Below are 26,355 nucleotides of genomic sequence, written 5' to 3'. Positions count from 1 at the left end.
GTTGCCGTTTCCGGCACCGCTGCGGCGAACGGCCTGCGCGGTCAGCGGTACTCGGGATTCGCCTCGAAGCCGGAGTGGTCGCCACCGTCCCACTCGGCGCGCAGGTTGCCGCCGACCGGAAAGCCGCCCGCGTCCTTCAGCAGCCGCGCGAGGTGCAGCAGGTTGTACGTCATGAACGTCGTGTTGCGATTGGTGAAGTCGTTCTCGGGCCCGCCGGAACCGGGGTCGAGGTAGCTCGGGCCGGGACCCGCCTCGCCGATCCACCCCGCGTCGGCGCCCGGCGGGATCGAGTAGCCGATGTGCTGCAGGCTGTAGAGCAGGTTCATCGCGCAGTGCTTGATGCCGTCTTCGTTGCCCGTGATGATCGCGCCGCCGACCTTGCCGTAATAGACGTACTGGCCCCGCTCGTTGAACTCTCCGCTCATCGAGTAGAGCCGCTCGACGAGCCGCTTCGTGATCGAGGAGTTGTCGCCGAGCCAGATCGGACCGCCGACGACGAGGATGTCGGCGGCCTCGACGAGCGGCCACACCTCATCGGGCCAGGCATCGGTCGCCCAGCCGTGCTCGCGCATGTCGGGGTAGACGCCGGTCGCGACATCGAGGTCGACGAACCGCAGTTCGTCGACGTGCACGTCGCGCTCGCGCATGAGGGCGACGCTCGCGTCCATGAGGCCCTGGGTGTGGCTCGGTTCGGGGCTTCGCTTCAGCGTGCAGTTGATGTAGAGCGCTCGCAGGTCTGAGAAATCCGGCAGCTCGGCCATGGCGCAGATGCTACTCGCGGGTCGGATCGACCGACAGGGCTGCGAGCGCCTCAGCCGCGTCGGTCGAGCAGTTCCTCCTGCGTGGGCCGCTGATCCGCGGCGCTCCGGCGTGGCCAGTACGACAGGGCGCGCTCGGCCATGGCGGTGATCGTGAGCGACGGATTCACGCCCGGGTTCGCCGGCATCGCGGCACCGTCGACGACGTGCAGCCCCGGGTGGCCCCACACGCGGTGGTACGGGTCGACGACGCCCCGCTCGGGAGTCCCTGAGACGACGGCGCCGCCGAGGAAGTGCGCGGTCAGGGGGATGCCGAACACCTCGGGCCACGAGCCGCGCGCCTCGACGGGCACACCCCCCGCCGCCTGCATGCGAGCGGCGATCGCCTGGGCCGCGAGGTGCGCACCAGGCAGGTGGCTCGGGTTCGGCTCGCCCTCGCCCTGGGCGCTCGTGAGCACCGTTCGCCCGAAGCGGCGTCGGAGCGAGAGGGTGAGCGAGTTGTCGGCCGTCTGCATGACGAGCGCGATGATGCCGCGTTCGCTCCAGCGCCGCAGCGAGGTCAGACGCAGGGTCGTGATCGGATGCCGCAGCGCCCCGCCGATCAACGCGCCGAGCCGCCCGAGGAGGGGGCGACCGCCGGGCACGAGGCCCGTCGCAAGCGCACCCATGAGATTCGACCCCGGGCCGTACCGCACGTTCTCGACGTGCGTGCGCTCGTCGACGTGGAACGAGGTGGTGATCGCGACGCCGCTCGCGAGACCGAGCCCGTCGGGCACCGACACCGCGACCGCGCCGTCGAGGGCTTCCGAATTCGTGCGCGTGAGGCGCCCGAGCGCATCGGACAACCCGGGCAGCGCACCCGAGTGCTTCATGCGGTGCAGGAGCTGCTGGGTGCCCCACGTGCCGGCGCCGAGCACGACCTGCTCGGCGGTCACCGTGCGGCGGTCGCGGCCGAACCACGCACCACTCCGCACCGTGGTGACCGCGAAGCCGCCGCCCGGGCGCTCGCGCACCTCGACGACGGTGCGGAGCGGCTCGATCGTCGCGCCGAGCCGCTCGGCGAGCGCGAGGTAGTTCTTCGCGAGCGTGTTCTTCGCACCGACCCGGCAACCGACCATGCAGTTGCCGCAGAGCGTGCATCCGGTGCGGTCGGGGCCTTCGCCGCCGAAGAACGGATCGGGCACGGTCTCGCCGGGGCGGCCGAAGTACACCCCGACGGGGGCCCGACGGAACGTGTCGCCGACACCGAGGTCGTTCGCGGCATCCGCCATGATCTGCTCGACCGGGCCCGAGTGCGGATACTCGGGCACGACGCCGAGCATGCGCTTCGCCGTCGCGTAGTGCGGGGCGAGCTCGGCATGCCAGTCGGCGAGCGCGCCCCACTGCCGGTCCTCGAAGAACGACGGTCCGGGTTCGTACAGCGTGTTCGCGTAGTTCAGCGATCCCCCGCCGACGCCCGCGCCGGCCAGCACCATGACGTGCGGCAGCTTGTGGATGCGCTGCACCCCGAAGCATCCGATCGCTGGCGCCCAGAGGTAGCGCCGCACATCCCACGAGGTCTTCGCGAAGTCGGCGTCGGCGAACCGGCGGCCCGCCTCGAAGACGTGCACTCGGTAGCCCTTCGATGCGAGGCGCAGCGCCGCGACCGACCCGCCGAAGCCCGAGCCGACGATGACGACGTCGTGGTCGAAGCCGGTCATGCCGCCAGCTCTCCGCCCCGGTCCGGTCCGGCGTCGAGGCCGGCCCCGTCAGGCTGATCGGTCGCGCCGACCGCAGCGGGCACGAGCATCGTGAGCGCACCGGGCACCACCCGGATGCGCGCCCGCCCGGCGCCGACCCGCTCGCCGTCGGCGTAGACCACGAGACCCGGCGCGTCGACCTCGACGTGCGTCGCCCGCACCGTCGTCACCTCGGGCCGTTCGCCATGCGTGCCGCGCAGCAGCAGCGGGAAGAGGCGCACGAGCTTCGCACGCCCGAGCGGTGCGACATGCGTGACGTCGAGCAGGCCGTCGGCGGGGTCGGCGTCGGGGCACACCGGCATGCCGCCGCCGTAGCTGCGCGTGGAGCCCACGGCGATGAGGGTGCCCGGCATGGGGCGCATCGGCCCGCCGTCGAACGCGACGGCGAACGGCATCGGGCGGAGCCGCGCGACCTCGATGAGGATCGCGAGGTAGTAGCGGACTCGCCCGCGCGGCCACTTCAGCCGGTTGGTGCGCTCGCTGACGTGCGCGTCGAAGCCGAGCGCTGCGACGGTCAGGAAGCGGGCGATGCCCGCCGCCGACTCCACCTCGCCGACGTCGATCGCACGGGGCGTGCCGTTCAGGGCGAGTTCGGCGGCCGCCGAAGCGGCGTCGGATGCCTCGAACGGCAGGCCGAGGGCACGCGCGAGGTCGTTGCCCGTGCCCGCGGGCACGAGTGCGATCGGCACGCCGGAACCCACGACGGCGTCGAGCACCGACGAGAGGGTGCCGTCGCCGCCGACCACCACGAGCGCGCTCGGAGCGCCCGCGACGGCCTCACGTGCGAGCCGCCGTGTGTCGTCGACCGAGTCGCCCGCGAACACGCGCACCTCATCGGTCAGCGCCTCGAGGCGCTCGACGGCTCGGGCTGCAGCAGCGGCGCCGCGACCGCGACCCGAGCTGGGGTTCACGAGCACGGCGATGTGCCCGGTCATGTCAGTTGCTCCCGGGCTCGAGGAGTGCGCCGGGGTTCATCACGCCGGCGGGGTCGAGCTCCGCCTTCACGGCGCGGAGGATCCGCAGGCCGACCGGCCCGATCTCGCGCTCGAGCCACGGGGCGTGGTCGCGCCCGACCCCGTGGTGGTGGCTGATGGTGCCGCCGCCCGACATGAGCACGTCGTTCACCGACGCCTTCACGGGCTCCCAGGCGGCCAGCTGGTCGCCCTTCACCCCCGCGAGGATCGTGAAGTAGAGCGCGGCGCCGGTCGGGTAGATGTGCGACACATGGCAGAGCACGAGCGACTTGGCGCGCTGCTCGGCGAAGCCGTCGGTGATCGCGGCGGTGACCTCGCGCTTCAGCCGTTCGAGGTTCGCCCAGGTGGTCGCGGTCTCGAGGGTCTCGCAGAAGACGCCGTGGTCGAGCAGGGCGTCGCGGAGGTACGGCGCGTTGAACCGGCCGTGCACCCACTCCTCGGCGGGCGCGGTGCCGGCCGAGACACCGCCCGACTCGCGCAGCACCTGCGCCGTGCGGGCCTGCCGCTCGGCCGCGAGCTCGGTGTCGCCCTCGAAGATCGTGACCGCGCTCGCACCCTTCGCGAGCGCCTTGCCGATGCGCCCGACCTGGGCGAGGGAGACACCGGTCTCCGCCTCGTCGGAGAGGCGGATGACGGTGGGGCCGGTGCCGAGCTGCGCGACCCGGCGCAGGGCATCGGCGCCCGCCGCGAAGTCGGGGAAGGTCCAGGCCTCGGCGAGCCGCACCTCGGGCGCACGGTGCACGCGCACCTGCACCTCGGTGATGACGCCGAACGCCCCCTCGGAGCCGAGGAAGAGCCGCAGGAGGTCGGGGCCCGCGGCCGATCCGGGCGCACGGCCGAGGTCGAGTTCGCCGGTCGGGGTCGCGACGCGCAGGCCCGTGACCATCGCGTCGAAGCGGCCGTTGCCGGCGGAGTTCTGACCGGAGGAGCGTGCAGCGGCGAAGCCGCCGATGGTCGCGTAGCGGAAGCTCTGGGGGAAGTGCCCGAGCTCGAACCCGTGCTCGCCGAGCAGCCGCTCGGCCTCGGGTCCGGTGGTGCCGGCGCGCAGCACGGCTTCGCCGCTCGTCTCGTCGAGGGAGACGAGCCCGGTCAGCCGGCGCAGTTCGAGGGCGATCACCGCGCGGTGCGTGCCGCGCTCGGGGTCGAGTCCACCCACGACGCTCGTGCCGCCGCCGAACGGCACGACGGCGATGCCGCGCGAACCGGCGAGCCGCAGCACCTCGACGATCTGGGCATGGTCGGCCGGCGAGACGACCGCGTCGGGGGCATCCTGTCGACGCGCGCGACGCCGGAGCAGGTCGGGCGTCGAGCGCCCGCCGGAGTGACGGATGCGCGCCTCGTCGTCGCTTGCGACGTGCGCGTCGCTGACGATCGCGGCGAGCGCGGCCCGGTCCGCGTCGTCGAGTGCCGACGGCTCGAGCTCGACCACGTCGAGGTCGACTGCCGCTTCGGGCTTCGGAACCCGCCCGAGCATGACCGGCAGCAGTGCCCGCACCGCGAGCGGCAGCTCCTTCGCCTTCGCCGGGTCGCCCCAGCCGTTCCACCGCATCGGGGTGGATGTCTCGTCGCCGACGCTTGCGGCGGTAGGGGAGGTGTCTCCGTCGACCATGCGTTACAGTGTGACACATCATGGAAGATCGTCAAGCAAACCTGCTCGACCGGCCCGTCTGGGACGAGGCCGAGATGCGCATGCTCGACGCGGCCGTGGAACTCATCGCCGCGCGCGGCGTCGGCGGGGTCACGGTCGCAGAGGTCGCCCGCAACGCCGGGGTCAGTCGCCCCACCGTGTATCGCCGCTGGACGAGCGCCGACGAGATCGTGCGCACGGCACTGCTGCGCGCCACCGTGTCGCTCATCGAGCAGTTCCCCGAACCCGCGCATTCGCGGGGCGACATCGTGCGCGACGTGATGCGGTTCTCCGAGCTGTTCCGCACCGACCCGCTCTACGGCCGCCTGCTCGAGCGCGAACCCGAGGTCTTCACCCGGTACACGCTGCAGCGCATCGGCCAGAGCCAGCGCGTCATCCTGCAGTGGCTGGCCACCGCGATCGAGCTCGCCCAGCAGGGCGGTTCGGTGCGCGCGGGCGCACCGAGCGATCTCGCGGTCATGCTCCTGCTCATCGCCCAGTCGGCGATCCTCTCGCACAACACCGTCTCCGACCTCATCGACGAGCCGCATTGGAGCAGCGAACTTTGGCACGCACTCGACGGACACCTCCGCCCCTGAACCCCGCCGACTCCCCCAGCGCTGCGCACTCCGCCGCGCTGAACGGCACCCGACGGGCTCGCGACCTCGACGCGCTCGCCGCGCGCCGCGAGCCGGTCGACCTGCTCGTGATCGGCGGCGGCGTCACGGGCGCCGGCGTGGCGCTCGACGCCGCCAGTCGCGGACTCTCGGTCGTGCTCGCCGAGGCGCACGACCTCGCATTCGGCACCAGTCGCTGGAGCTCGAAGCTCGTGCACGGCGGGCTGCGCTACCTCGCCACCGGTGACATCGCCGTCGCGCGCGAGAGCGCCGTGGAGCGCCACATCCTCATGACGCGCGTGGCACCGCACCTCGTGCGGAGCCTCCCCCAGCTGCTGCCGTTCGTGCCCTCCGTCTCGGCGAAGCAGCGCGTGTTCGGCGGCGTCGGCCTGGGCATGGGCGACGGACTGCGCATGCTCGCCCGCACGCCGGGTGACGTGTTGGCGCACCCGCGCCGCATCGGTCGCGACGAAGCGTTGCGGCTCGCCCCCGCCCTGCGCCGCGATGGCCTGCGCGGCGGGGTGCTCTCGCACGACGGCCAGCTCGTCGACGACGCCAGGCTCGTCGTGGCCCTCGCCCGCACGGCCGCCGCCTACGGCGCCACGGTGCTCACTCGGGTGCGCGTGTCGGGGGCCGATGCCGACGGTGCGACGCTCGTCGACACGGTCGGCGGCGGCTCGCTTCGGGTGCGCGCCCGGGTCGTCGTGAACGCCGCCGGAGTCTGGGCGGGCGAGCTCGACCCCGGCATCCGCATGCGGCCGAGCCGCGGCACGCACCTGGTGCTCGACGCCGCAGCGCTCGGGCATCCGTCCGCCGCCATCACCGTGCCGCATCCGGGCTCGATCAGCCGCTTCGTCTTCGCGCTGCCGCAACAGCTCGGACGGGTCGTCGTCGGCCTCACCGACGAGGACGCCCCCGGGCCGGTGCCCGACGTGCCGCAGCCGCAGGACGCGGAGATCGACTTCCTGCTCCGCACCGTGTCGTCGGCCCTCGAACGGCCGCTCGGCCGAGACGACGTGCTCGGCGCCTTCGCCGGGCTCCGCCCGCTCATCGACACGGGCGGCGACGGCTCGACCGCCGACATCTCCCGGCGCCATCACGTCGCGGTCTCGGAGGCGGGCCTGCTCAACGTGCTCGGCGGCAAGCTCACGACGTATCGGGCGATGGCCCGCGACGCGGTCGACCTCGCGTGCCGGCACGCCGGCCTCGCCGACCCCGGCTGCCGCACCGCGACGCTCGCCCTGGTGGGAGCACCCGACTCGGCGGTTCCGCTGGCAACCGGTGCGACCACGCCGGTGCACGCGCCCGCTCGCCCCGAGCTGCCCGCGTCGCTCGTGGCGCGCTTCGGCGCCGAGGCATCCGCCGTGCTCGACCTCGCCCGTTGCGCCGACCCCGCCGAGCGCATCGCGCCCGGCATCGACGTCACGCGCGCCGAGATCGAGTTCGCGGTGCTCGCCGAGGGGGCGCTCGACGTCGACGACGTGCTCGACCGGCGCACCCGCATCGGGCTCGTCGCCGCCGACCGCGCGCGGGCGCACACGGTGGTGGCCGAGATCGTCGAGGAGGCGTTGGCCCAGCCGCCGAGATGACGCAACTTGCCGGTACCCGCCCGCACCTACCGACAAGTTGCGTCATCTCGACGCCCATGAAACCCCGAACGCGCAGAACGGGCGGCCCGATCGGGCCGCCCGTTCCACACCACTCGACTACGGCAGGTCGAACGCCTGCACCTCGGCGAGCTGCAGTCGGTAGAACCCGATGCGCCCCTCCTCCGCGGTCGGACGGCCGAGCTCGGTGACGAGCACCCGCAGGTGCTGCGCCTGCACGGCGTCGAACCCGTACGTCTGCGGCCTCGGGCCCGGGTCGGCCTGCCCGGTCACCTCGTGCACCGTCGTCCACGTGGTGCCGTCATCGCTGACCTGCACGGCGAACGACTTCGGGAAGTGCGCCCCGTCGGTGCCGTCGGCCGCCTTGTCGTCGGCGGTGGCGGTCCTCGGATAGAGCACGACCGTGTCGAACGCCTTCGGCGCCCCGAGGTCGAAGGCCAGCCACTGGTCGACGCCGGTCTGCGACCGGTCGGGACCGTTGGAGGTGTACCCCTTCGCGCCGCCCGCGAGGCTCTCGCGCTTGCCGTCGACGAGGTTCGCCGTGCCCCAGCCCGGTGCGGCCTGCAGGCTCGTGCGCGCCGTGACGGCCGACCCGGCGACCACGTTCTCGGCCGCGTCGAGGCCGCCGGCGACCGGGAGGATCCACACGTCGGCGATCGACGGGTCGTACGCGCCGTCCACGTCCTGGAACCGCAGTCGCACCGTGCCGTCGGCCGTGGCCTCCGAGTCGTCGACGACGAACTGGTAGCTCATCGTGCCGGCGCCGCCCTCGGTTCGGGTGTAGCGCTGCTCGAGGACCGTCTCGCCGTCGGCCGAGATGTCGTAGGTCTTCTGCCGCGCCGCGTCGAACGTCTCGACCGCGCGAACCACGAACGGCTCGCCGGCCGGAACCGCGACGTCGAACTCGAACCAGCCGCCCGGGTAGGAGGTGTGGGTGTACCGGCGGGTGAGCCCGGCCTCCGGGGACGTGCCCGAGTGCTCGGACGCGGTCAGCCCGTGCGCCTGCTCGGATGCCGCGAGGCCGAGGTCGACATGGTCGACGACGACGGCCGGCGTGCTCGAGAGCTCCACCGCGAGCGAGGCCGTGCCGCGCTCGTCGGCCGACGAGCCGACGGCCGCGGTGAGCACCGCTGCTCCCCCGGTCACCGTGTAGGGAACGGAGACCTCGACGGTCGAACGAGCGGATGCCTCGGCGCCCACCTCGAACGGAACCTCGACCTCGCCCCAGCCCTCCGGCCCGGTCACCGTGACCGAACCGGAACGCTCGTCGGACGTGCGGTTCACGAGGTCGACGGAGACCGCCACGACGTCACCGGGGTGAGCAGCCGCGGGCTCGACCGTGACGGCCCCCACCGTCACGGGCGCCGCGACCGTGAGCTGCGCCGCCAAGGGCAGCGTCACCTCGGTGCCGTCGTAGCGGTAGCTGAGGGTGCCGTCGAGGCCGTAGCCTCCCGGTGTCGCGTCGGCGGGGATCGCCACGTCGAACGCGAACGTCGTCGACGAGCCCGGCGTGTACTTCCGGGTGCCGTCGGCGGGCACCGCGGTGACCTTCCACCCCTCGGCCGAAGTCAGTTCGGCCTCGACGTCGCTCAGCTTCTTCTTGCCGCTGACGTCGACGACGATCTCGGCACGTGCCGCGTCGCCCGGGAAGCTCCCTTCGGCCGGCACGGTCAGCGAGACCGATGCGCCGGCGAGCGTCGCGCACGCGGCGGCCAGCTTCTCGGCTGCCGGAGCGAGGATCGCCCGGAGCGAGTCGGCGGTCTCGACCGTGAGCGTTCCGCGTGCGACCTCCCGATCGAGGTAGGCGGTGATCGCCTGCATCGAGCTCAGGGTCTTGTGCGCGGCGACCGCGGTGCGCACGTCGCGCTCCCGGCCCTGCTTCCCGTCGACGAAGGCGTCCCAGGCCTTGTCGGCCCGGTCGTCGAACATGTCGGCCAGGTCGTCGAGGGTCTTCGCCTGCGACTTCGTCAGCGCGCCGTCCTTGCGGAGCGCCGCCACCTGGTCGTCGGTCGCCGATGCCGCGTCACGGGTGTCGCCCAGCCGGCCGAGCGTCACGTTCTGCGCGAACTCGTACTCGCCGGAGCCCACCGCGAACACGGCGTCGCCGTCGGCGTAGCGCACGAACTCGATGCCCTTCACGGATGCCGCGGGCTTGCCGCCCTCGGTGATCGCCCAGCGGCTCGCCGTCGGGATGCGGATCTCGGCGGTCGTGTTGGCGGGAACGGTGACGTCGAGCTGCATCGAGCCCGAGGCATCCGTTCGCCATGACGTCGCGACCTCGCCGTAGGGCGTGTCGACCGAGGAGGCGACGTGGTCGATGCCGGCACCCGTCTCGGGTGCGATGAGCACCTTGCGGTAGCCGGGCTCGAGCGCGGAGATGCCGGCCATCGTGCGGTACATCCATTCGCCGACCGCGCCGTAGGCGTAGTGGTTGAACGAGTTCATCTCGACGGGGCCGAAGGTGCCGTCGGGCATGATCGAGTTCCAGCGCTCCCAGATCGTGGTCGCGCCCTTGCCGATCTCGTAGCCCCACGAGGGGTAGTCGGTGTTCTGCAGCAGCTTGTAGGCGATGTCGGTGCGCCCGATCTCCGTGAGCGCCGGCAGCAGCCCGTCGACGCCGAGGAAGCCGGTCGACAGGTGGTTGTTCCGCCGCTCGAGCGTCTCGACGAACTGCGCCGCGACCTGGTCCTCGAGCCCTGCCGGGATCAGGTCGTTCGTGATCGTCAGGATGTAGGCCGTCTGCGAGTCGCCCCGCACCGTGCCGTCCGCGCTGACGAATGCCGCGCCGTATGCCGCCTTGATCGCCTCGTAGCGCTCCATGTAGAGCTGCGCGTCGTCGTCGCGACCGAGCGCCGCCGCCATCTCGGCGAACTCGCGGGTGCCCTTCGCGACGAATGCGGTGTCGATGACCGTCGCCGGGGTGTCGTCGTCGAGGTTCAGCCAGTCGTTGTACCCGCCGACGTTGCGGATGTGGTCGGTCGAGGTGGCGTCGAGGTAGTCGACATACCGCTTCATCGAGTCGTAGCTGTCGACGAGGATCTGCGTGTCGCCGTAGGCCTTCCACAGCGAGTACGGCACATGCACGCCGGCGTCGGCCCATCCGGCACGACCGTAGCCGCCGTCGAACCTGCCGGGCACGACCGGGGCGACGCCGGGGAAGGCGCCGTCGGCGCTCTGGGTGTCGCGCAGGTCCTGCAGCCACTTGGTCAGGAAGAGCTGCGAGTCCATGTTGTAGTTCGCGGTGTTGGCGAACACGTTGATGTCACCCGTCCAACCCATGCGCTCGTCCCGAGCCGGAGTGTCCGTCGGGATCGACAGGAAGTTGCCGCGCTGACCCCACACGATGTTGCTCTGCAGCTGGTTGACGAGCGGCGAGGAGGTCTCGAGCGTGCCGGTCGAGATGTTGTCGGTGCCGACCACGACGCCGGTGATGTCATCGGCCGAGGGGGCATCGTCGACCCCCGTGATCTCGACGTAGCGGAATCCGTGGAACGTGAAGTTCGGCTCCCACGTCTCGGCGCCGTCTCCCGCGAAGGTGTAGTAATCGGTCGCCTTCGCTCCGCGGAAGTTGGCGGTGTAGAGGGTGCCGTCGGAGTTCAGCACCTCGGCGACGCGGATGCGGGCGGTCTGCCCGGCCTCGCCGTTCAGCGTCACCCGTGCGTGGCCGACCATGTTCTGGCCGAGGTCGTAGACGTGCACGCCGTCGGCCGGGCTCGGCAGTTCGGTGGCCTGCAGCTCCTGCGTGACGCGCACCGGCGGGTCGATCTGCGGTTGGAGCTTCGCGGTGGCGGAGGGACGCACCACGACCTTCGACCATTCGCCGTCGTCGTAGCCGGCCTCCGACCAGGCTCCCAGCGCGGCGGCTCGGCGGGCGTCGTAGGTCTCGCCGTCGAGCAGGTCGGCCGAGGTCGTCGCGCCGTTCGTCGTGCGCCAGCCGTCGTCGGTGGCGATGAGCTCTTCGGAGCCGTCGGTGTACCGGATGCGCAGCTGCGCGATGACGGAGGTGTCGCTGCCGTAGACGGAGTCGCCGAACATCGCGACGTTGCCGGCGTACCAGCCGTTGGCCACCTCGGCGCCGAAGGCGTTGTCGCCGGCCTCGAGCTGTTCGGTCACGTCGTAGCTCTGGTACAGGATGCGGGTGTTGTAGTCGGTCCACCCGGGGGCGAGCTGCTGGTCTCCGACGGGCTCGCCGTTGAGCTGCAGCTCGTAGACGCCGCGCGCCGCGGCGTAGATGCGCGCCGACTCGACCTGCTTCTCGACGTCGAACTCCGTGCGGAGCAACGGCACATCGGCGCCGAAGGCGAACCACGGCTCGGTGTTGCCTGCGACGAGGAGCTTGCCGCCCTGCACCGTGCCCGAGGTGAAGGTGCGGTCGCCGGCGGGGAACGTCGTGTCGACCAGCACCTCGCCGGATTCGGAGGTGACCTTCACCTCGGAGACGAGGCCGGTCTCCGCGCCGTTCGTGCGGAACCCGACGAGCCCGGGGCCGGCGTTCGCCGTGACGGTGCGCGTGTCGAGCACCGCGCCGTCGACCTTCGTCACGACGGTCGTGCCGTCGACGGTGATGGAGTACTCGTGCTCGGCGGCGAAGTCGAAGCCGGCGGGGAACGGTGTCGCCGGAAGCACCGCGAAGCCGCCGTTGGTCTTCACGTGCGGGCGAAGCGATCCCTCGCTCTGGCTCAGCTGCCACATGTCGGCGTTGCCGCTGTCGCTGCCGCGGAAGTACACGCCGAGCGCGCCGGAGATCTTCGACGCCGTGAAGGTCATCGTGTAGTCGGTCCACTCCGCCGGGATCGACGAGTCGGCACCGATCCACTCGGCGCCCGCCCAGTCATCGGTCGAGGCGAGCGCGGTCTCGAAGGTCGCGGCATCGCTCCACTCCGAGGCCTGCCCGCGTGCATCCCACACGCGCACCTGCCAGGCGTACTCGGTCGCCCCCGCGAGGTCGGGGCCGCCGAACGGCACGTCGACCGAGGCATCCGATGCGACCTTGCCGCTGTCCCAGACGTCGGGACGCTCGAGCTTGCGCTCGCTCGTCGCGACACGCACCTGGTACGCGGACTGCATCGCGCCGCGACTCGTCGAGGTGAGCTGCCAGCTCAGTCTCGGGGCGGCGAGCGGGATGCCGATCGGGTTCTCGGCCGAATTGGCCTCGAGCGCCCCGACGGCGACTCGATCGGTGTGGCGTGACGCCGCGACGGCCGGAGCCGGTGGTGCGGTGAGCACTGAAGCGAAGACCGTACCGGCGATGAGCACACCGGCCGCGGCACTGCGGAAGTAGGGTCGCACGCGTTTCTCCTCTTTGATGAAACGATTCATTTTGCAGCGAACAGTCAGGAGCCTATCCAGCTCCTGATTCCGCGGTCAACCCTCGCCGGGAAACCCGGGCCCATCGTCCGCTCCGCCGCCCGCGACCGGGGGAACGAGAGCGGGCGGTTCGTTCGAACCGCCCGCACTCCCTGTATTCGCGCGCGCGATTGTCCGCGCGCGTGCCGGGGCCGAGATCGTCGAAGAGGCGCCGGCTCAGCAGTCGAGATGACGCGAATCGTCGCTTCCCGCCCGCAAATACCGACAAGTTGCGTCCTCTCGACGGAAGGCGAGCAGAGCGAACACGCGAACAGGGCGAACACGCGAACAGAGCGAACACGCGAACGGGACGAACACGGGAACGGGCCCGGATGCCACGCGGCATCCGGGCCCGTTCGGGCAGGGCTTCGACTACGCCGCGGCGCCGTCGGCGACCGCCGTCGCGTGCGCGGCGCGGAGCGCGGCACCGAGGTCGGCGTCGACGTTCGTCCAGTACTGGAAGAACCGCTCGCGGATCTCGTCGATCGTGATCGAGGCCGCCTGGCCGGCGAGCGTCGCCTGCAGGCGGAGCTTCGCCTCGGCCGAGTAGACCTCGCGGTAGAGCGTGCCCGCCTGGCCGAAGTCGCTGTCGTCCGAGCGCAGCGTGTACGCGGCGCGCACGAGCTCGCCGTCGCTCTCCCAGCCGCCCTCGGCAGCCGCCTCGGCCGACGCCACGGGGCCGCCGAACGAGTTCGGCGCGTAGACCGGCGTGGTGGGCGTGTTGAAGGCGTGACGCTGGGCGCCATCCTGCGAGTAGTTGGCGACGGATGCCGCGTGCGGCGCGTTCACCGGGATCTGGTTGTAGTTCGTGCCCACGCGGTAGCGCTGCGCGTCGGGGTAGCTGAACACGCGCGCCATCAGCATCTTGTCGGGGCTGATCGCGATGCCGGGAACGGTGTTCGCGGGCGAGAACGCGGCCTGCTCGATCTCGGCGAAGAAGTTCTGCGGGTTGCGGTCGAGGGTGAGCGTGCCGACCGGGATCAGCGGGTAGTCCGCGTGCGGCCAGACCTTGGTGAGGTCGAACGGGTTGAACCGGTAGGTCTTCGCGTCGTCGTAGGGCATGACCTGCACGTGCAGGTCCCACTTGGGGTGGTCACCCGCCTCGATCGCCTCGTGCAGGTCGCGGCGGTAGTAGTCGGCGTCGGCACCGGCGATCGCCTCGGCGCTCTCGGCGTCGAGGTGCAGGTCGCCCTGCTGCGAGCGGAAGTGGTACTTCACCCAGAACTTCTCGCCCGCGGCGTTGATCCACTGGTAGGTGTGCGACCCGAAGCCGTGCATCTCGCGCCACGACTTCGGCAGGCCCCGGTCGCCCATGAGGTAGGTGACCTGGTGGGCGGACTCGGGCGAGAGGGTCCAGAAGTCCCACTGCATGTCGGCGTCGCGCAGGCCCGACCCCGGCAGGCGCTTCTGCGAGTGGATGAAGTCGGGGAACTTGATCGCGTCGCGGATGAAGAACACGGGGGTGTTGTTGCCGACGATGTCGTAGTTGCCCTCGGTCGTGTAGAACTTCACCGAGAAGCCGCGCACGTCGCGCCAGGTGTCGGGCGAGCCCTGCTCACCGGCGACGCTCGAGAAGCGCAGCAGCGTCTCGACGGTCGAGCCGGGCTGGAACACCGCGGCACGCGTGTAGGCCGAGACATCCGCGGTCACCTCGAAGCGACCGAACGCGCCGCCGCCCTTGGCGTGCACGATGCGCTCCGGAATCCGCTCGCGGTTGAACTGGGCGAGCTTCTCGACGAGGTAGCGGTCGTGCAGCACCGTCGCGCCGTCGGCGCCGATCGTGAGGGAGTGGGCGTCGCTGGCGACCGGGGTTCCGGTCTGCGTCGTGGTGGGCGTCGTGGTGGGTTCCGACATGGCGTCCTTCTCTCTTCGTTCTTTCTCTGGGGTCGCCGGCCCGGGGGCCGACGGGGCGCTGGTAGGGAAGCGCCCGAGTTTCAGGGCACGCCGGATCGACCCGGCGCGGGGTGTGGAGTGTCGACTGCGGGTGCGAGGGTGCCGGTGCGACCGGCGATGGTCAGCTCAGCGCGCCGCTCGCGCTGCACTCGGGGCAGAGGCCCCAGAAGGTGACCTCCGCGGTGGCGATGCTGAAGCCGTGCGTCTCGCTCGGCGTGAGGCATGCGGCCTCGCCGACGACGCAGCCGACGTCGAAGACCTTGCCGCAGCCGGTGCAGACGAGGTGGTGGTGGTTGTCGCCGACGCGGGTCTCGTAGAGCGCCGGCGAACCGGCCGGCTCGATCTTGCGGAGCAGCCCGGCCTCGGCGAGCGCGCCGAGCACGCCGTAGACGGCCTGCCGGGACGTCGTCGGCAGTGGCCCGGCGACGCGCGTGAACACGTCGTCGGCATCGAGATGCTCGCCCGGCCGGAATGCGTCGAAGACCGCGAGACGCGATTCGGTGACCTTGAGCCCTGCACCGCGAAGGCGTGCAGCGACCTGCTCGCGCTCCTCGGTGGCGTTCGTGCTCATGTCTCGAGCGTAGCAGTTGTCTTGATTCAATCAAAACAACCGAGCCGTCGTCAGCTCTTCCCCCGACCGCGCGAATGCCGCATGATGGCTTCCACCCGCAGATCGAAGGAGATCGCAGCATGGCCCGGAGCACGTACCCCGACCTCACCGTTCCCGACACGTCGATCTACGACTACCTCTTCGGCGGGCTCACCGACGCCGAGCTCGACCGGGTGGCGCTCATCGACGGCACGAGCGGCGCGGAGACGAGCTATCGCCAGCTCGTCGGCCAGATCGGGCTCCTCGCCGGGGCGCTCGCAGCCCGCGGCGTCGGCGTCGGCGATGTGGTCGCCCTGCTCTGCCCCAACGTGCCCGCGTTCGCCACGGTCTTCCACGGCATCCTGCGCTCCGGCGCCACCGCGACCACGATCAACTCGCTCTACACGCCCGAGGAGATCGCCAACCAGTTGACGGATGCCGGTGCCACCTGGTTCTTCACCGTGTCCCCGCTCCTCCCGGGCGCGAAGGCCGCGGCAGCGCGCCTCGGCATCGCCGACGACCACCTCGTGGTGCTCGACGGCGCCGAAGGGCACCCGTCGCTGCGCGACCTGCTCGGCGAGGGCAACCCGGCGCCCGAGGTCTCGTTCGACCCGGCGACCCACCTCGCCGTGCTCCCCTACTCCTCGGGCACGACCGGGCGCCCGAAGGGCGTCATGCTCACGCACGCGAACCTCGTCGCGAACATCGAGCAGGCGCGCGGCTCCATCGGTCTCGTGGCCGACGACCGCGTGCTCGCGGTGCTGCCGTTCTTCCACATCTACGGCATGACGGCCCTCTTGAACTACGCCCTCAAGCTCCGGGCCGCCCTCGTGACGATGCCGAGGTTCGACCTCGTCGAGTTCCTCCGCATCATCAGCGAACACCGGGCGACCTGGGTGTTCATCGCGCCGCCGATCGCGGTGGCGCTCGCGAAGCATCCGCTCGTCGACCAGTACGACCTCTCGAGTGTGCGGGTCGTCTTCTCGGGTGCGGCTCCGCTCGACGGCGCCCTCGCCGAGCTCGTGGCCTCCCGCATCGGCTGCACGGTCGCCCAGGGATACGGCATGACCGAGACGAGCCCCGTCACGCACGTGATCCCCACCGACCGCGACGACCTCGACCGCTCGTCCATCGGCTTCCTGGTGCCGAACACCGAGGCGCGCCTCGTCGACGTCGAGACGGGCGTCGACGTCGAGACACCGGCCGACGACGGCACGAGCGAGCCCGGCGAGCTCTGGATCCGCGGCCCGCAGGTGATGCAGGGCTACCTCGGCAACGCCGCGGCGACCGCCGAGATGCTCGACGACGACGGCTGGCTGCACACGGGCGACATCGCAACGGTGACCGCCGACGGCGTCTACCGCATCGTCGATCGCCTCAAGGAGCTCATCAAGTACAAGGGCTACCAGGTGGCGCCGGCCGTGCTCGAGGCGGTGCTGCTCGGCCACCCGGCGATCGCCGACGCCGCCGTCATCGGCGTGCTCGACGCCGACGGCCAGGAGGTGCCGAAGGCCTTCGTCGTGGTGCAGTCCGGCGCCGACCTCGACGCCGACACGGTCATCGCGCACGTGACAGCACACGTCGCGCCGCACGAGAAGGTGCGCGTCGTCGAGTTCATCGAGGTGATCCCGAAGTCGAGCGCCGGCAAGATCCTGCGCAAGGACCTGCGGGCGCGCGAGCAGGCGGCCACCGCCTGAGCCGTGAGCGAGCGGATGCCTCGTGCTTCGGTGGGCGCGCGGCATCCGCTCGCTCGCGCGCTCGCCCGACGACCCCGATCGCGCCGACGACCGCGATGATGGAACGATGACCGCCACCCTCTCCCCCGAGCTCGAAGCGACGCTGCGCGAGATCTTCGAGCGCCGCGACCGCGCGAACATGCAGCCGACGATCGACGAGTTCCTCGCCGTGCTCGCCGACCACCCCGGCGACCCGTACGTGCTCTACGAGGTCGGCGGCTCGTACGACACCGCGGGCGAGGAGGAGACCGCGCTCGGGTACTACGAGCAGGCGCTGGCCGCCGGACTCGCCGGCGACCCGCTGCGTCGGTGCCTGCTGCAGTACGGCAGCACGCTGCGCATCCTCGGCCGCATGGACGACTCCCTCGCCGCGCTCGACCGGGCGCGCGCCGAGTACCCCGACTCCGAGTCCGTGCGCCTGTTCCACGCGCTCGGGCTGCACGCCGCGGGCCGCAGCGACGCCGCGGTCGGCGAGCTGCTCGCCTTCGCCGCCGATACGGTGCGCACGCCCGACGTGCTGCGGTACGAAGCCGCACTGCGCGGCAACGCCGGGTACCTGCTGGCACTCGACGAGGAGCGCAGCGGGGCCTGATCGACAGAGCCCTGTGCGCAGACGGCCGACGTAGGGTGGGAACGAGTACCGCCCGAGCTCAGAGGAGGTCGTCGTGGCGACGATGACAGCACCGCAGGCCACCGTCGGCGAGGTCATGGCCGACCTCGCCGCCCTCGAAGACCCCAAGGTGCGGGCGGTGAACGAACGCCACGGCGACGACCACGGCGTGAACCTCACCAAGCTGCGCGCGGTCGCCAAGCGGGTCGGCACGCAGCCCGAACTCGCCCGCGATCTCTGGGCGACGGGCGACACCCCGGCCCGACTCGTGGCGCTCCTCATCAGCCGCCCGAAGCAGTACAGCGCGGCCGAGCTCGACGCCATGCTCCGCGAGGCCCGCGTGCCCAAGGTGCACGACTGGCTCGTCAACTACATCGTCAAGAAGAACCCGCACGTCGAAGAGCTGCGCGTCGCCTGGTTCGACGACGCCGACCCCGTCGTGGCGAGCGCCGGATGGGCGCTGACGACCACCCGCGTCGCGAAGTCGCCCGAGGGGCTCGACATCCCGGGGCTGCTCGACCTCATCGAGGCGCACATGAAGCAGGCTCCCGACCGCCTGCAGTGGGCCATGAACGAGACCCTCGCGAACATCGGCATCCACCACCCCGAGTACCGCGCACGCGCGCTCGAGATCGGCGAGCGCCTCGAGGTGCTGAAGGACTACCCCACCCCGCCGAACTGCACCTCGCCGTTCGCGCCGATCTGGATCAACGAGATCGTCCGTCGGCAGACTCGCTGAATCGGGGGCACGGACAGGCGGCGGGAACTAGTTCGCGTCGGTCGGCCCGAGAGCGGCGCGGGCGGCGAGGACCGCGGGGACGTGTTCCTCGGCCCATTCCCTCACGGCGCGGAGCGGCACCAGCAGCGAGCGGCCCAGCTCTGTGAGCTCGTACTCGACATGAGGGGGGTTCTCGTCGAATACGGTTCGGGAGACCAGGCCGTCTTCCTCCAGAGACCGGAGCGTTTCCACGAGAACCTTCGGTGTGATCCCCTGGATTCGGGTCGCCAGCGCGGTGAATCGCATCGGCCCGTGTTCGAGCGCGTTGACGATGAACACCGTCCATCGTGCGCCGATGCGCCGCAGCACGATACGCGATGGGCAGCTCGCGGACATGATGTCGTACGCCATAGGGAACCCCTCCGGTTACGTTGAAGTCACCAGTTACCTTTCCATAGCGTCGAGTGCATCACACCCGATCGGAGCAGAACATGACTGGAAGATTCGCCAACGACACCGTCCTCGTCATCGGCGGAACCCACCGCTTGGGCGCTGCCATCGCGGCGGCCGCAGACGCGGAAGACGCACGCGTGACCGTTTCATCGCACGCGCCACGTGACGAGAGCACACTGCACATCGACCTGCGCGACGAGGCGTCCGTGGCTGCGGCCGCGCAGCGCATCGGCCCCATCGATCACCTGATCTCGACCGCCAGCATGACCTACAGTGCGCCGATCCGCGAGATGGAGCTCTCGCGGGTGCAGGAGGCGATGGCGGCGAAGATCACCGGCCCCCTCCTGCTGGCCAAGCACTTCCAGATCCGGCAGTCGCTCACCCTCTTCTCCGGCCAGGTCGCGTGGCGTCCCGGTTCCGGGAGTTACGCCACTGGAATCACCAACGGCGCCATCGCGTTCGCAGCCCAGCACCTGGCCGCCGAACTCGCTCCGGTGCGCGTGAACGCGATCTCTCCGGGGATCATCGATTCAGGTCTGTGGGATGCCCGCGGTGCGGAGAAGGCGGCGTTCCTCACGGCAGCCGCCTCCAGGACGCTCGTCGGTGGCACCGGAACCGTCCAGGACATCGTCGATGCCGTGCTGTGGATCATGTCGGCCCCGTTCTTCACCGGCGAGACCCTGCGGCTCGACGGCGGACGCCGGTGACGCTCGCCGCTCCAGCTGCACCGGAGCGGGCCGCTTCAGCGCTCGGGGCCGTGTTCCGTCGGTTCGGGCAGCACCCAGCGCTTGGGGCGATCGTCTTCGACCGGTTGCGCCCGGCCGCGGATGTAGAACATCACGAGGGATGCCGCGATGAGCGCGGTGCCGAGCGGCAGCACGAGCTGCCGGATCACGTTCAACACGAGCTCGACGATCGAGAGGAACGTCTGCCCGACCTCGGGCTCGGTCTGCGGCGAGACGACCGAGTACATCAGTGGTGGCACGAGCAGGATCATCAGCGCACCGCCGACCGACAGCCCGATCCCCCACCACAACGTTCGCTTCGGCATGCTGTCCTGCATCGGACCTCCTCGTTCGGTGGCACACGCTACCAAGGAATGTCCACGACGCCCGCGACGGTTCCACAGGTCGCGGATGCCGCGGCATCCGCTCGCCCGACGGCCCCTCAGTACTGCAGCAGCGAGAAGATCTCGTAGCGGTCGCCGAGCGCCTCGCGGCCGCCGAGTCCCTCGAGCTCGAGCGCGACCGAGATGCCGGCCACCTGCCAGCCCGCCCGTTCGACGAGACGGGCCGCGGCGGCGACGGTGCCGCCGGTCGCGAGCACGTCGTCGACGATGAGCACGCGGGAGCCCGGTGGCAGCTCGCCCTCGTGCACCTCGAGCGCCGCGGTGCCGTACTCGAGCGCGTAGTCCTCGCGCAGCACCGCGCGCGGCAGCTTGCCGGCCTTGCGGATGGTGAGCACGCCCGCACCGCAGATCGCCGAGGCGGCGCCCGCGATGAGGAACCCGCGCGCCTCGACGCCGCCGATGTCGTCGAACCGGCCGGCGAACGGCTCCGTCAGCGAGGTGCCGAGCGCGTGCAGTGCCGGTCCGCTGGCGAACACCGGGGTCAGGTCGCGGAACGTCACGCCGGGTTCGGGGAAATCGGGGATCGACGCGATGAGGCTCGAGACGAGCTCGCGTGCAGACTGCTCGGTCACCGCCCAAGGCTACCGCGGAGCGCTGGTGCGGGTTGAGCCTGTCGAGGCCGGGGACGGTCTCGACCGGCTCGACCCGCAGGGGAATCGCTCGACCCGCAGGGGAATCAATCGTTCGTTCGATGCCTCGGCTCAGGAGCGGCTGCGAGGATGGAACCATCCCCCGAACTCTGGAGCATTCCGTGTCACCGAAACGCCTCTATCGCGCCCTGGCCTTCGCCGAGGCCGTCACGTGGACGATCCTGATCGTCGCGATGATCCTGAAGTACGCCGCCGGCGTCGAGTGGGCGGTGCTGGTCGGCGGGTCGATCCACGGCTTCGTGTTCCTGTCGTACGCGCTCACCGCGGTCATCGTCGGTGTCAACCAGCGCTGGAACGTCGGCCGCATCGCCTTCGCCGTGCTCACCGCGATCGTGCCCTACGCGACCATCCCGTTCGACCTGTGGCTCGTGCGCAAGGGCCACCTCGAGGGCGACTGGCGCCGCGAGAAGACCGACCACCCGGCCGACTCCAACTGGGTCAACGGGCTGCTGCGCTGGTTCCTCGCGCGCCCCGTGCTGCTCATCTCGCTCGCCGTCGTCGGCATCGTCGTGGTCTTCGCGGGCCTCCTCGTGATCGGCCCGCCCGGTGGCCGCGAGGCCTGACCCGTTCCGAGAGCGCAGAATGGTGACATGCCCATCCTCAACAAGGACATGTCGGTCTGCATCTCGCTCGCGGGCCGGCCGTCGAACCTCGGCACCCGGTTCCACAACTTCCTCTACGACGAGCTCGGGCTGAACTTCGTCTACAAGGCGTTCACGACCGACGACATCGAGGGAGCAGTGCGCGGCGTTCGCGCGCTCGGCATCCGCGGATGCTCCGTGTCGATGCCGTTCAAGGAGGCGGTCATCCCCCTCGTCGACGTCGTCGAGCCCTCGGCCGCGGCGATCGAATCGGTCAATACGATCGTGAACGACGGCGGCGTGCTGACCGCGTCGAACACCGACTACGAGGCGATCGCGCAGCTCATCGCCGAGAACGAGCTCGACCCGGCGCAGCGCGTGCTCGTGCGCGGCTCGGGCGGCATGGCGAAGGCCGTGGTCGCGGCCTTCCGCGGCGCCGGCTTCGACGACGTCACCGTGCTCGCGCGCAACGCGTCGCTCGGCCCGGCGCTCGCCGAGCAGTACGGCTACGCGTGGACGGCCGCCGACCCCGAGCCCGGCGCCGACGTCATCGTGAACGTCACCCCGCTCGGCATGCAGGGCGCGGATGCCTCGGCGCTCTCGTTCTCCGAGGAGCACCTCGCCGCGGCATCCGTCGTCTTCGACGTCGTCGCATTCCCGGCCGAGACGCCGCTGGTGTCGGCCGGTCGGGCCGCCGGCAAGCTCGTGATCAGCGGCGCCGAGGTGCACGCGATGCAGGCCGCCGCGCAGTTCGAGCGCTACACGGGGGTTGCGCTCACGCGCGAGCAGATCGAGCGCGCCGCCGCGTTCTCACGGGCGGAGTAGCCCGCCGCGCGGGTCGAGGAGACGGCGCCGGCGCCGTCTCCTCAGCCTGCGGTGCGGTCAGTGGTGCACGCGGTTGACCAGCGCCGTCCAGACGAGGGCGGTCGTGGAGCACACGAGCAGCGCCACGAACACCCACGGCAGGCCGCCGAGCCCGATCACTCCGAAGAGGATGGCGCCGAGGAGCGCCCCGCCGCCGATGCCGGAGTTGAACGCCGTCGTGTAGAAGGAGGCTGCGGCGTCGCGGATGCGCGAGGACGCCGAGTGCAGCAGGCGCGTGTTGAGCATCGGCGGGAGGGCGCCGAACGCCGTTCCCCACAACAGGAAGCAGGCGATGCCCACACCCGGCACCTGCGGGAAGAGCGCGAGCCCCGCGACGCCGAGCATCGTCGCGACGAGCGCCACCACGAGGCCGACCGTCGGGCGACGACCGAGCACGGTGCCGGCGAGCAGCAGGCCGACTGCGCCGGCGATGCCGTAGGCGAGCAGCATCGGGCTGATCGCACTCGGCGCCATGCCCATGACATCGGTGATGAACGGCGCGACGTACGTGTAGAACGTGTAGGCGCCGACCATCGTGACGGCGGTGATGAGGCAGACGACGAGCACCGGCACGAACGTGGCATCGCTGCGCAGACGCAGGGGCGCGGCATCCGCTTCACCGGCGTGGTGACGCACGGGAGGCAGGAAGCGCCACACGAGCAGCGCCCCGAGCAGGGTCAGCGCGCCGATGCCGGCGAAGGCGAGGCGCCAGCCGAACGCCTGGCCGAGTGCGGTGCCGAGCGGCACGCCGAGCACGAACGCGAGCGAACCGCCCGCGACGCTGATCGAGACGGCGCGGGCCAGCTGTTCCTTGGGCACGAGGTGACCGGCGTAGGCGCCGACGACCGACCAGAAGAGACCGTGGGCGGCGCCGCCGAGGATTCGGGTGGCGAGCACCGTGCCGTAGTTCGGCGCGAGCGCGGTGAGCACGCAGCTGACCGCGAGCACCGCGAGGCTGATGACGATGAGCGTGCGGCGCGGCACCCGCTTCGTGAGGCTCGCGAGCGGCACGGTGAGCACCACGACGGTCGCCGCGAAGACGGTGACGAGCAGGCCGATGAGCGGCTCGCTGACCTGGAGCTCGCGACTCATGTCGGGCAGCAGGCCGGTCGGGATCATCTCGATCGTGACCGAGAGGAAGACCGCTGCGGCGAGCACGATGAGGCCCAGCCAGGGGAAGGGCGGCATCACGGCCGGTGTGGAGGAGGTGGAATAGAACGGAGTGGACGGCGTCATGGGATACCTGAACGAAGGGCGTTCCCGCGGGCGCGGGGCGGGGCTCCGCGAGCGCAACGGCGGGTCGACTGCGCGCTGATGTGCGCGCCCAGGGCCGCCGGGAATGCGACGACCACTCAGCATTCTACCGGTTCGCCGTTCAGCAGCACAGGATGCCCCGTGGCATGCGCCGGTTCAGCCCAGCAGGGTGCCCGTCGGCGACTCGACCGGGGCGCCCGGCCCGAAGCCCGTGCCGCGCAGCGCCAGCTCGGCCGCGAGCCGATCGACCGGTCCGACGCCGATGCCGAGCACGCCCAGCAGGTCGCGCAGCATCGTCGCGGATGCCACGGGGCCGTCCGCCACCGATCGTGCGCTGCGCACCACCGTCGTCAGCGCCCGGACCTCGAGCGCGCGGGCGCCCTGCGACCGTGCGATCGCGAGCGACTCGTCGAGCAGGGCATCGGCCGCCCGCGTGAACCCGAGCCGCCCCGACGGATGCTCCGCGGCGAGCGTGAGCAGTGCCTCCGCTCGACGGCGGAGGAGCTCGGCGAGGTACCACCGGTCGCCCGTCGAGGCGACCGCGGCGAGTGCGGAATCGATGATCACGACCGCTCGCTCCGTGTCGCCGCAGGCGGCGGCGCCCTCCGCTGCCAGACCGAGGTGGTACGGCCGCCCGAAGCCCATGCCGTCGGCGAGCAGGCGCTCGACCGACTGCTGCACCTCGGCCGCCGCCGGCGCGGGATCGGGTTCGTCGAGCCGCGCCCATGCGTCGAACGCCCGGGCGATCGCCGCCCAGCGCGGGTGCTCGAACTCGGCCGCCCCGGCCAGCTCGCTCGCGTGATGCTGCACCCGTCGCCGTTCCCCGCGAAGCTGGTGCACCGCGACGACGGGCCAGAGGCTGCGGCAGACGACGCCTGCCGTGCCGGTCTCGTGCGCGAGACGGAGTCCGTCGTGCGCGAAGCGCTTGGCATCGTCGGCCGAGCCGACGAGCCAGCTCGCGACCGCCGCGCTGGATCGACCGAGCACCGCAGCCTCCGAGCGTCGGTGCGGCCGCTCGCCGCTGGCCGAGTCGGATGCCGCGGAGGAGGCGGTCACCGCCGCCACCCGGCCGGCCTCGAGCGCGAGCGCCGGCGAGCCTTCGGCGAGCAGCGTCAGTGCACGGGCATCCGCGAGCTGGAGAACGAGGGCGGGATCCTCGACGCCGACAGCCGCCTCCTCCACCGCGACGAGTCGCGCGGAGGCGGCGAAGAAGTCGCCCGCCATGAACGCGACACTCCAGAACAGGTGGCGCGCCAGGACGACCTCGGGGCCGCGACCGACGGCATCGGCGAGCACCTCCGCGGTGTCGACGGCATCGGCGACCACCGATGACGTGGGCCCGTGCTCCTCGAGCAGCGCCGCCACGAGGCAGAGCTGCAGTCCGAGCCGTGCTGATGCCGGCACGACGGCCCCCGCCGAGTCGGCGACGGCGATGCCCCGGCGCGCGAGGTCGAGCGCCGTGCCCGGGGCGAGACGGCGGCGCGCGGCATCAGCGGCTCGCACGTAGTGCACGACGGCGCGCGCGGGATCGCGCCCGAGCTCGAAGTGCTCGGCCGTTGCCCCGGCCCATGCGACGGGCATCGCCACCGCCTCGTGCCGCACCCCGATCGCGCGGTGCACGGCCACCCGGGCCGCCCCGCCGAGCTGATCGTGCACGACGTCGCGCACGAGCCCGTGAACGAATCGGTAGCGTTCGCCGATGCTGCCGTCGGCCCAGCTCATCGGCTCGGCCTCGACGATGATGCCCGTGCGGTCGGCGAGGTCGGCGAGCGCGAGCGCGACATCGACCTCGCCGACCACCCCCCGGTGCGCGGCGGCCGCGAGCGCCACGAGCCCGGCCGCGACCTCGACGACCGCGAAGTCGACGCCGCACGCGGCGGCGGCATGGAGCAGGTCGAGGTCGCCCGGCCGCAGCTGCCAGAGCCGATCGGCGATCAGACGCCGCACCCCGTCGGGGATTCCGAGAGCGGCGATCGGCGCGCTCGTCTGCAGCATGCCGTCGGCTTCGCGCAACGCCCCCTCGCTGACGAGCCGATCGGCGAGCATCGTGACGAACAGCGCATTGCCCTCGGTGCGTTCGAGCACCTCCGCTGCGAGTGCGGCCGACGGCACGCCGGGCGAGAGTCGCGCGGCGAGCACGCTCGTCACGGCGGTGAGACCGAGCGGCGGGAGCTCGAGGTGCTCGCACCGCCGCAGTGCGCTCAGGCTGCCGATGACGGCGCCGAGCGAATCCCCGGAGGCGCCCGTCGGTGCCGGGCGATAGGTGGCGACGAGCAGCAGCCGTGAGCGGGTCGGCCGCTGCGCCAGGTGCGCGAACAGGTCGATCGTCGAACGGTCGCCGGAGTGGAGGTCCTCGATGACGATGACGACGGGGGCGACGACCGCCATCGCGTCGAGCACCTCGGCCGCCTCTCGCATGAGCCGGCCGGCCGGCCGGTCGGACACACGACGCCGGAGCGCATCGAGCGCCGACGACTCGACGATGCCCGACATCTGCAGCAGCCAGGTCGGCGCGAGCTTCCACAGGAGGTCGCGGAACCGTGCACCGTTCGGGCCGCGGCAGATCGCGGAGAACGCGTCGAGGAACGGCAGGTACGGCTCGCCGCCTCGCCCGTCGACGCACCGGCCCTCGCCGATGGCGACCGGGTCGTCCGCTGAGCGTCCGTCGATCGCGCGCATCCCCGCGAGGAAGTCGTGCACGAGGGTCGTCCTGCCGGCACCGGCCTCGCCTGCGACGAACCCGACCGTGCGAGCGCCCGAGCGAGCGGAGTCCCACCATCGCGAGAGCTCGGCGAGTTCGATCGCGCGGCCGGCCGCAACGGGCTCGACGTCCGTGGACTGCGGAGAGGTCGTCACCGGCGCCGTGAACCGATAGCCCCGCCGGTGCACGGTCGCGATGCAGCGCGGGTCGCTCGGGTGCTCGCCGAGTGCACGCCGCAGTTCGGCCACGCACACCGCGACCGACTCGTCGCTCGTCGTGCCGTCCCACACCTCGTCGATGAGCTCGGCCTTCGTCACGACCTCACCGGCTCGCCGGAGCAGCAGGAGGAGGACCGCGGCGGTCTTCGGCCGCAGCCGCAGCCGCGCCTCACCGCGGATCAGGCGGCCGCTCGGCGGTTCGAAGCGGTGCTCGGCGAAGTAGTACGCAGCGGGCGTGACGAATGACGCAGGTTCGCCGAGCTGTCCGGTCATGCGCCATCCGTTCGTCCG

The 26,355-nt window shown here is 71.5% G+C and carries 20 protein-coding genes; 8 read left to right on the top strand and 12 right to left on the bottom strand.

Features of this window, described 5'->3' with window-relative positions; genetic code table 11:
• Positions 1 to 41: 41 nt before the first annotated feature.
• From JOE59_RS17815 to JOE59_RS17800, 4 genes are read right to left on the bottom strand one after another with little or no spacing between them, the layout of a single operon-like run.
• Positions 42 to 761: a flavodoxin family protein gene (locus tag JOE59_RS17815; protein WP_204462925.1), complete on the bottom strand. Its 720-nt coding sequence runs from the start codon at positions 759 to 761 to the stop codon at positions 42 to 44.
• A gap of 50 nt (positions 762 to 811) precedes the next feature.
• The gene (locus tag JOE59_RS17810) at positions 812 to 2,458 is read right to left on the bottom strand and encodes a GMC oxidoreductase (RefSeq protein ID WP_204462923.1); all 1,647 of its coding nucleotides are present in this window, start codon (positions 2,456 to 2,458) and stop codon (positions 812 to 814) included.
• Complete coding sequence (locus tag JOE59_RS17805; protein WP_204462921.1) at positions 2,455 to 3,432, bottom strand: diacylglycerol kinase; 978 nt, start codon at positions 3,430 to 3,432, stop codon at positions 2,455 to 2,457. Before JOE59_RS17805 ends, JOE59_RS17810 begins: the two co-directional genes overlap by 4 nt.
• 1 nt (position 3,433) lies before the next feature.
• The gene (locus JOE59_RS17800; RefSeq protein WP_239560370.1) at positions 3,434 to 5,080 is read right to left on the bottom strand and encodes an FAD-binding oxidoreductase; all 1,647 of its coding nucleotides are present in this window, start codon (positions 5,078 to 5,080) and stop codon (positions 3,434 to 3,436) included.
• Positions 5,081 to 5,100: 20 nt separating this feature from the next.
• Between JOE59_RS17800 and JOE59_RS17795 the strand changes: the two genes are divergently transcribed.
• Together JOE59_RS17795 and JOE59_RS17790 are read left to right on the top strand one after the other, a co-directional pair.
• Positions 5,101 to 5,697 carry a TetR/AcrR family transcriptional regulator gene (locus JOE59_RS17795; protein ID WP_204462912.1) on the top strand — a complete coding sequence of 199 codons (597 nt, stop codon included), beginning with the start codon at positions 5,101 to 5,103 and terminating at the stop codon, positions 5,695 to 5,697.
• Positions 5,664 to 7,304, top strand: a complete 1,641-nt coding sequence (locus JOE59_RS17790) for a glycerol-3-phosphate dehydrogenase/oxidase (protein ID WP_239560369.1) — start codon at positions 5,664 to 5,666, stop codon at positions 7,302 to 7,304. Before JOE59_RS17795 ends, JOE59_RS17790 begins: the two co-directional genes overlap by 34 nt.
• Positions 7,305 to 7,421: 117 nt before the next feature.
• Here the strand turns inward: JOE59_RS17790 and JOE59_RS17785 are convergent, their stop codons facing one another.
• From JOE59_RS17785 to JOE59_RS17775, 3 genes are all read right to left on the bottom strand, one after another.
• Positions 7,422 to 12,611, bottom strand: coding sequence for a family 78 glycoside hydrolase catalytic domain (locus JOE59_RS17785; protein ID WP_204462910.1), 5,190 nt, complete (start codon positions 12,609 to 12,611; stop codon positions 7,422 to 7,424).
• 429 nt (positions 12,612 to 13,040) lie between these two features.
• A complete protein-coding gene (locus JOE59_RS17780; protein ID WP_204462901.1) occupies positions 13,041 to 14,522 on the bottom strand; it encodes a catalase in 1,482 nt (493 codons plus the stop codon).
• Positions 14,523 to 14,682: 160 nt separating this feature from the next.
• Positions 14,683 to 15,132 carry a Fur family transcriptional regulator gene (locus tag JOE59_RS17775; protein WP_204462899.1) on the bottom strand — a complete coding sequence of 150 codons (450 nt, stop codon included), beginning with the start codon at positions 15,130 to 15,132 and terminating at the stop codon, positions 14,683 to 14,685.
• 119 nt (positions 15,133 to 15,251) lie between these two features.
• Between JOE59_RS17775 and JOE59_RS17770 the strand changes: the two genes are divergently transcribed.
• The 3 genes from JOE59_RS17770 to JOE59_RS17760 all read left to right on the top strand — a co-directional run bounded on the left by JOE59_RS17770 (position 15,252) and on the right by JOE59_RS17760 (position 18,235).
• Entirely contained in the window at positions 15,252 to 16,847 is a 1,596-nt protein-coding gene (locus JOE59_RS17770; protein WP_204462896.1) for an AMP-binding protein, read from the top strand.
• 22 nt (positions 16,848 to 16,869) lie between these two features.
• Positions 16,870 to 17,478: a tetratricopeptide repeat protein gene (locus JOE59_RS17765; RefSeq protein WP_307837112.1), complete on the top strand. Its 609-nt coding sequence runs from the start codon at positions 16,870 to 16,872 to the stop codon at positions 17,476 to 17,478.
• A gap of 82 nt (positions 17,479 to 17,560) precedes the next feature.
• The gene (locus JOE59_RS17760; RefSeq protein ID WP_204463471.1) at positions 17,561 to 18,235 is read left to right on the top strand and encodes a DNA alkylation repair protein; all 675 of its coding nucleotides are present in this window, start codon (positions 17,561 to 17,563) and stop codon (positions 18,233 to 18,235) included.
• 27 nt (positions 18,236 to 18,262) lie between these two features.
• Here JOE59_RS17760 and JOE59_RS17755 read toward each other — a convergent pair whose 3' ends face one another.
• Positions 18,263 to 18,625 (bottom strand): winged helix-turn-helix transcriptional regulator, encoded by a 363-nt coding sequence (locus JOE59_RS17755; RefSeq protein ID WP_204462894.1) that lies wholly within the window; start codon positions 18,623 to 18,625, stop codon positions 18,263 to 18,265.
• An 80-nt stretch (positions 18,626 to 18,705) separates the two neighbouring features.
• Here JOE59_RS17755 and JOE59_RS17750 point away from each other — a divergent pair, with 80 nt between their 5' ends.
• Complete coding sequence (locus tag JOE59_RS17750; RefSeq protein ID WP_204462892.1) at positions 18,706 to 19,374, top strand: SDR family oxidoreductase; 669 nt, start codon at positions 18,706 to 18,708, stop codon at positions 19,372 to 19,374.
• 35 nt (positions 19,375 to 19,409) lie between these two features.
• Here JOE59_RS17750 and JOE59_RS17745 read toward each other — a convergent pair whose 3' ends face one another.
• Together JOE59_RS17745 and JOE59_RS17740 are read right to left on the bottom strand one after the other, a co-directional pair.
• Positions 19,410 to 19,718 (bottom strand): hypothetical protein, encoded by a 309-nt coding sequence (locus tag JOE59_RS17745; RefSeq protein WP_204462890.1) that lies wholly within the window; start codon positions 19,716 to 19,718, stop codon positions 19,410 to 19,412.
• Between the two features lie 116 nt (positions 19,719 to 19,834).
• Positions 19,835 to 20,368, bottom strand: coding sequence for an adenine phosphoribosyltransferase (locus JOE59_RS17740; protein ID WP_204462888.1), 534 nt, complete (start codon positions 20,366 to 20,368; stop codon positions 19,835 to 19,837).
• A gap of 179 nt (positions 20,369 to 20,547) precedes the next feature.
• Between JOE59_RS17740 and JOE59_RS17735 the strand changes: the two genes are divergently transcribed.
• Positions 20,548 to 21,009 (top strand): DUF3817 domain-containing protein, encoded by a 462-nt coding sequence (locus JOE59_RS17735; RefSeq protein ID WP_307837111.1) that lies wholly within the window; start codon positions 20,548 to 20,550, stop codon positions 21,007 to 21,009.
• Positions 21,010 to 21,036: 27 nt separating this feature from the next.
• Positions 21,037 to 21,852: a shikimate 5-dehydrogenase gene (locus JOE59_RS17730; RefSeq protein ID WP_204462884.1), complete on the top strand. Its 816-nt coding sequence runs from the start codon at positions 21,037 to 21,039 to the stop codon at positions 21,850 to 21,852.
• A 57-nt stretch (positions 21,853 to 21,909) separates the two neighbouring features.
• Here the strand turns inward: JOE59_RS17730 and JOE59_RS17725 are convergent, their stop codons facing one another.
• Together JOE59_RS17725 and JOE59_RS17720 are read right to left on the bottom strand one after the other, a co-directional pair.
• The gene (locus JOE59_RS17725; RefSeq protein ID WP_204462881.1) at positions 21,910 to 23,127 is read right to left on the bottom strand and encodes an MFS transporter; all 1,218 of its coding nucleotides are present in this window, start codon (positions 23,125 to 23,127) and stop codon (positions 21,910 to 21,912) included.
• Between the two features lie 174 nt (positions 23,128 to 23,301).
• The gene (locus JOE59_RS17720; protein WP_204462879.1) at positions 23,302 to 26,337 is read right to left on the bottom strand and encodes an ATP-binding protein; all 3,036 of its coding nucleotides are present in this window, start codon (positions 26,335 to 26,337) and stop codon (positions 23,302 to 23,304) included.
• Positions 26,338 to 26,355 lie beyond the last annotated feature (18 nt).

It is taken from the genome of Agromyces cerinus (assembly GCF_016907835.1).
GTDB lineage: Bacteria > Actinomycetota > Actinomycetes > Actinomycetales > Microbacteriaceae > Agromyces > Agromyces nitratus.
Note: the sequence above shows the minus strand (reverse complement) of the source record. Positions and strands in the feature narration are given on the sequence as shown.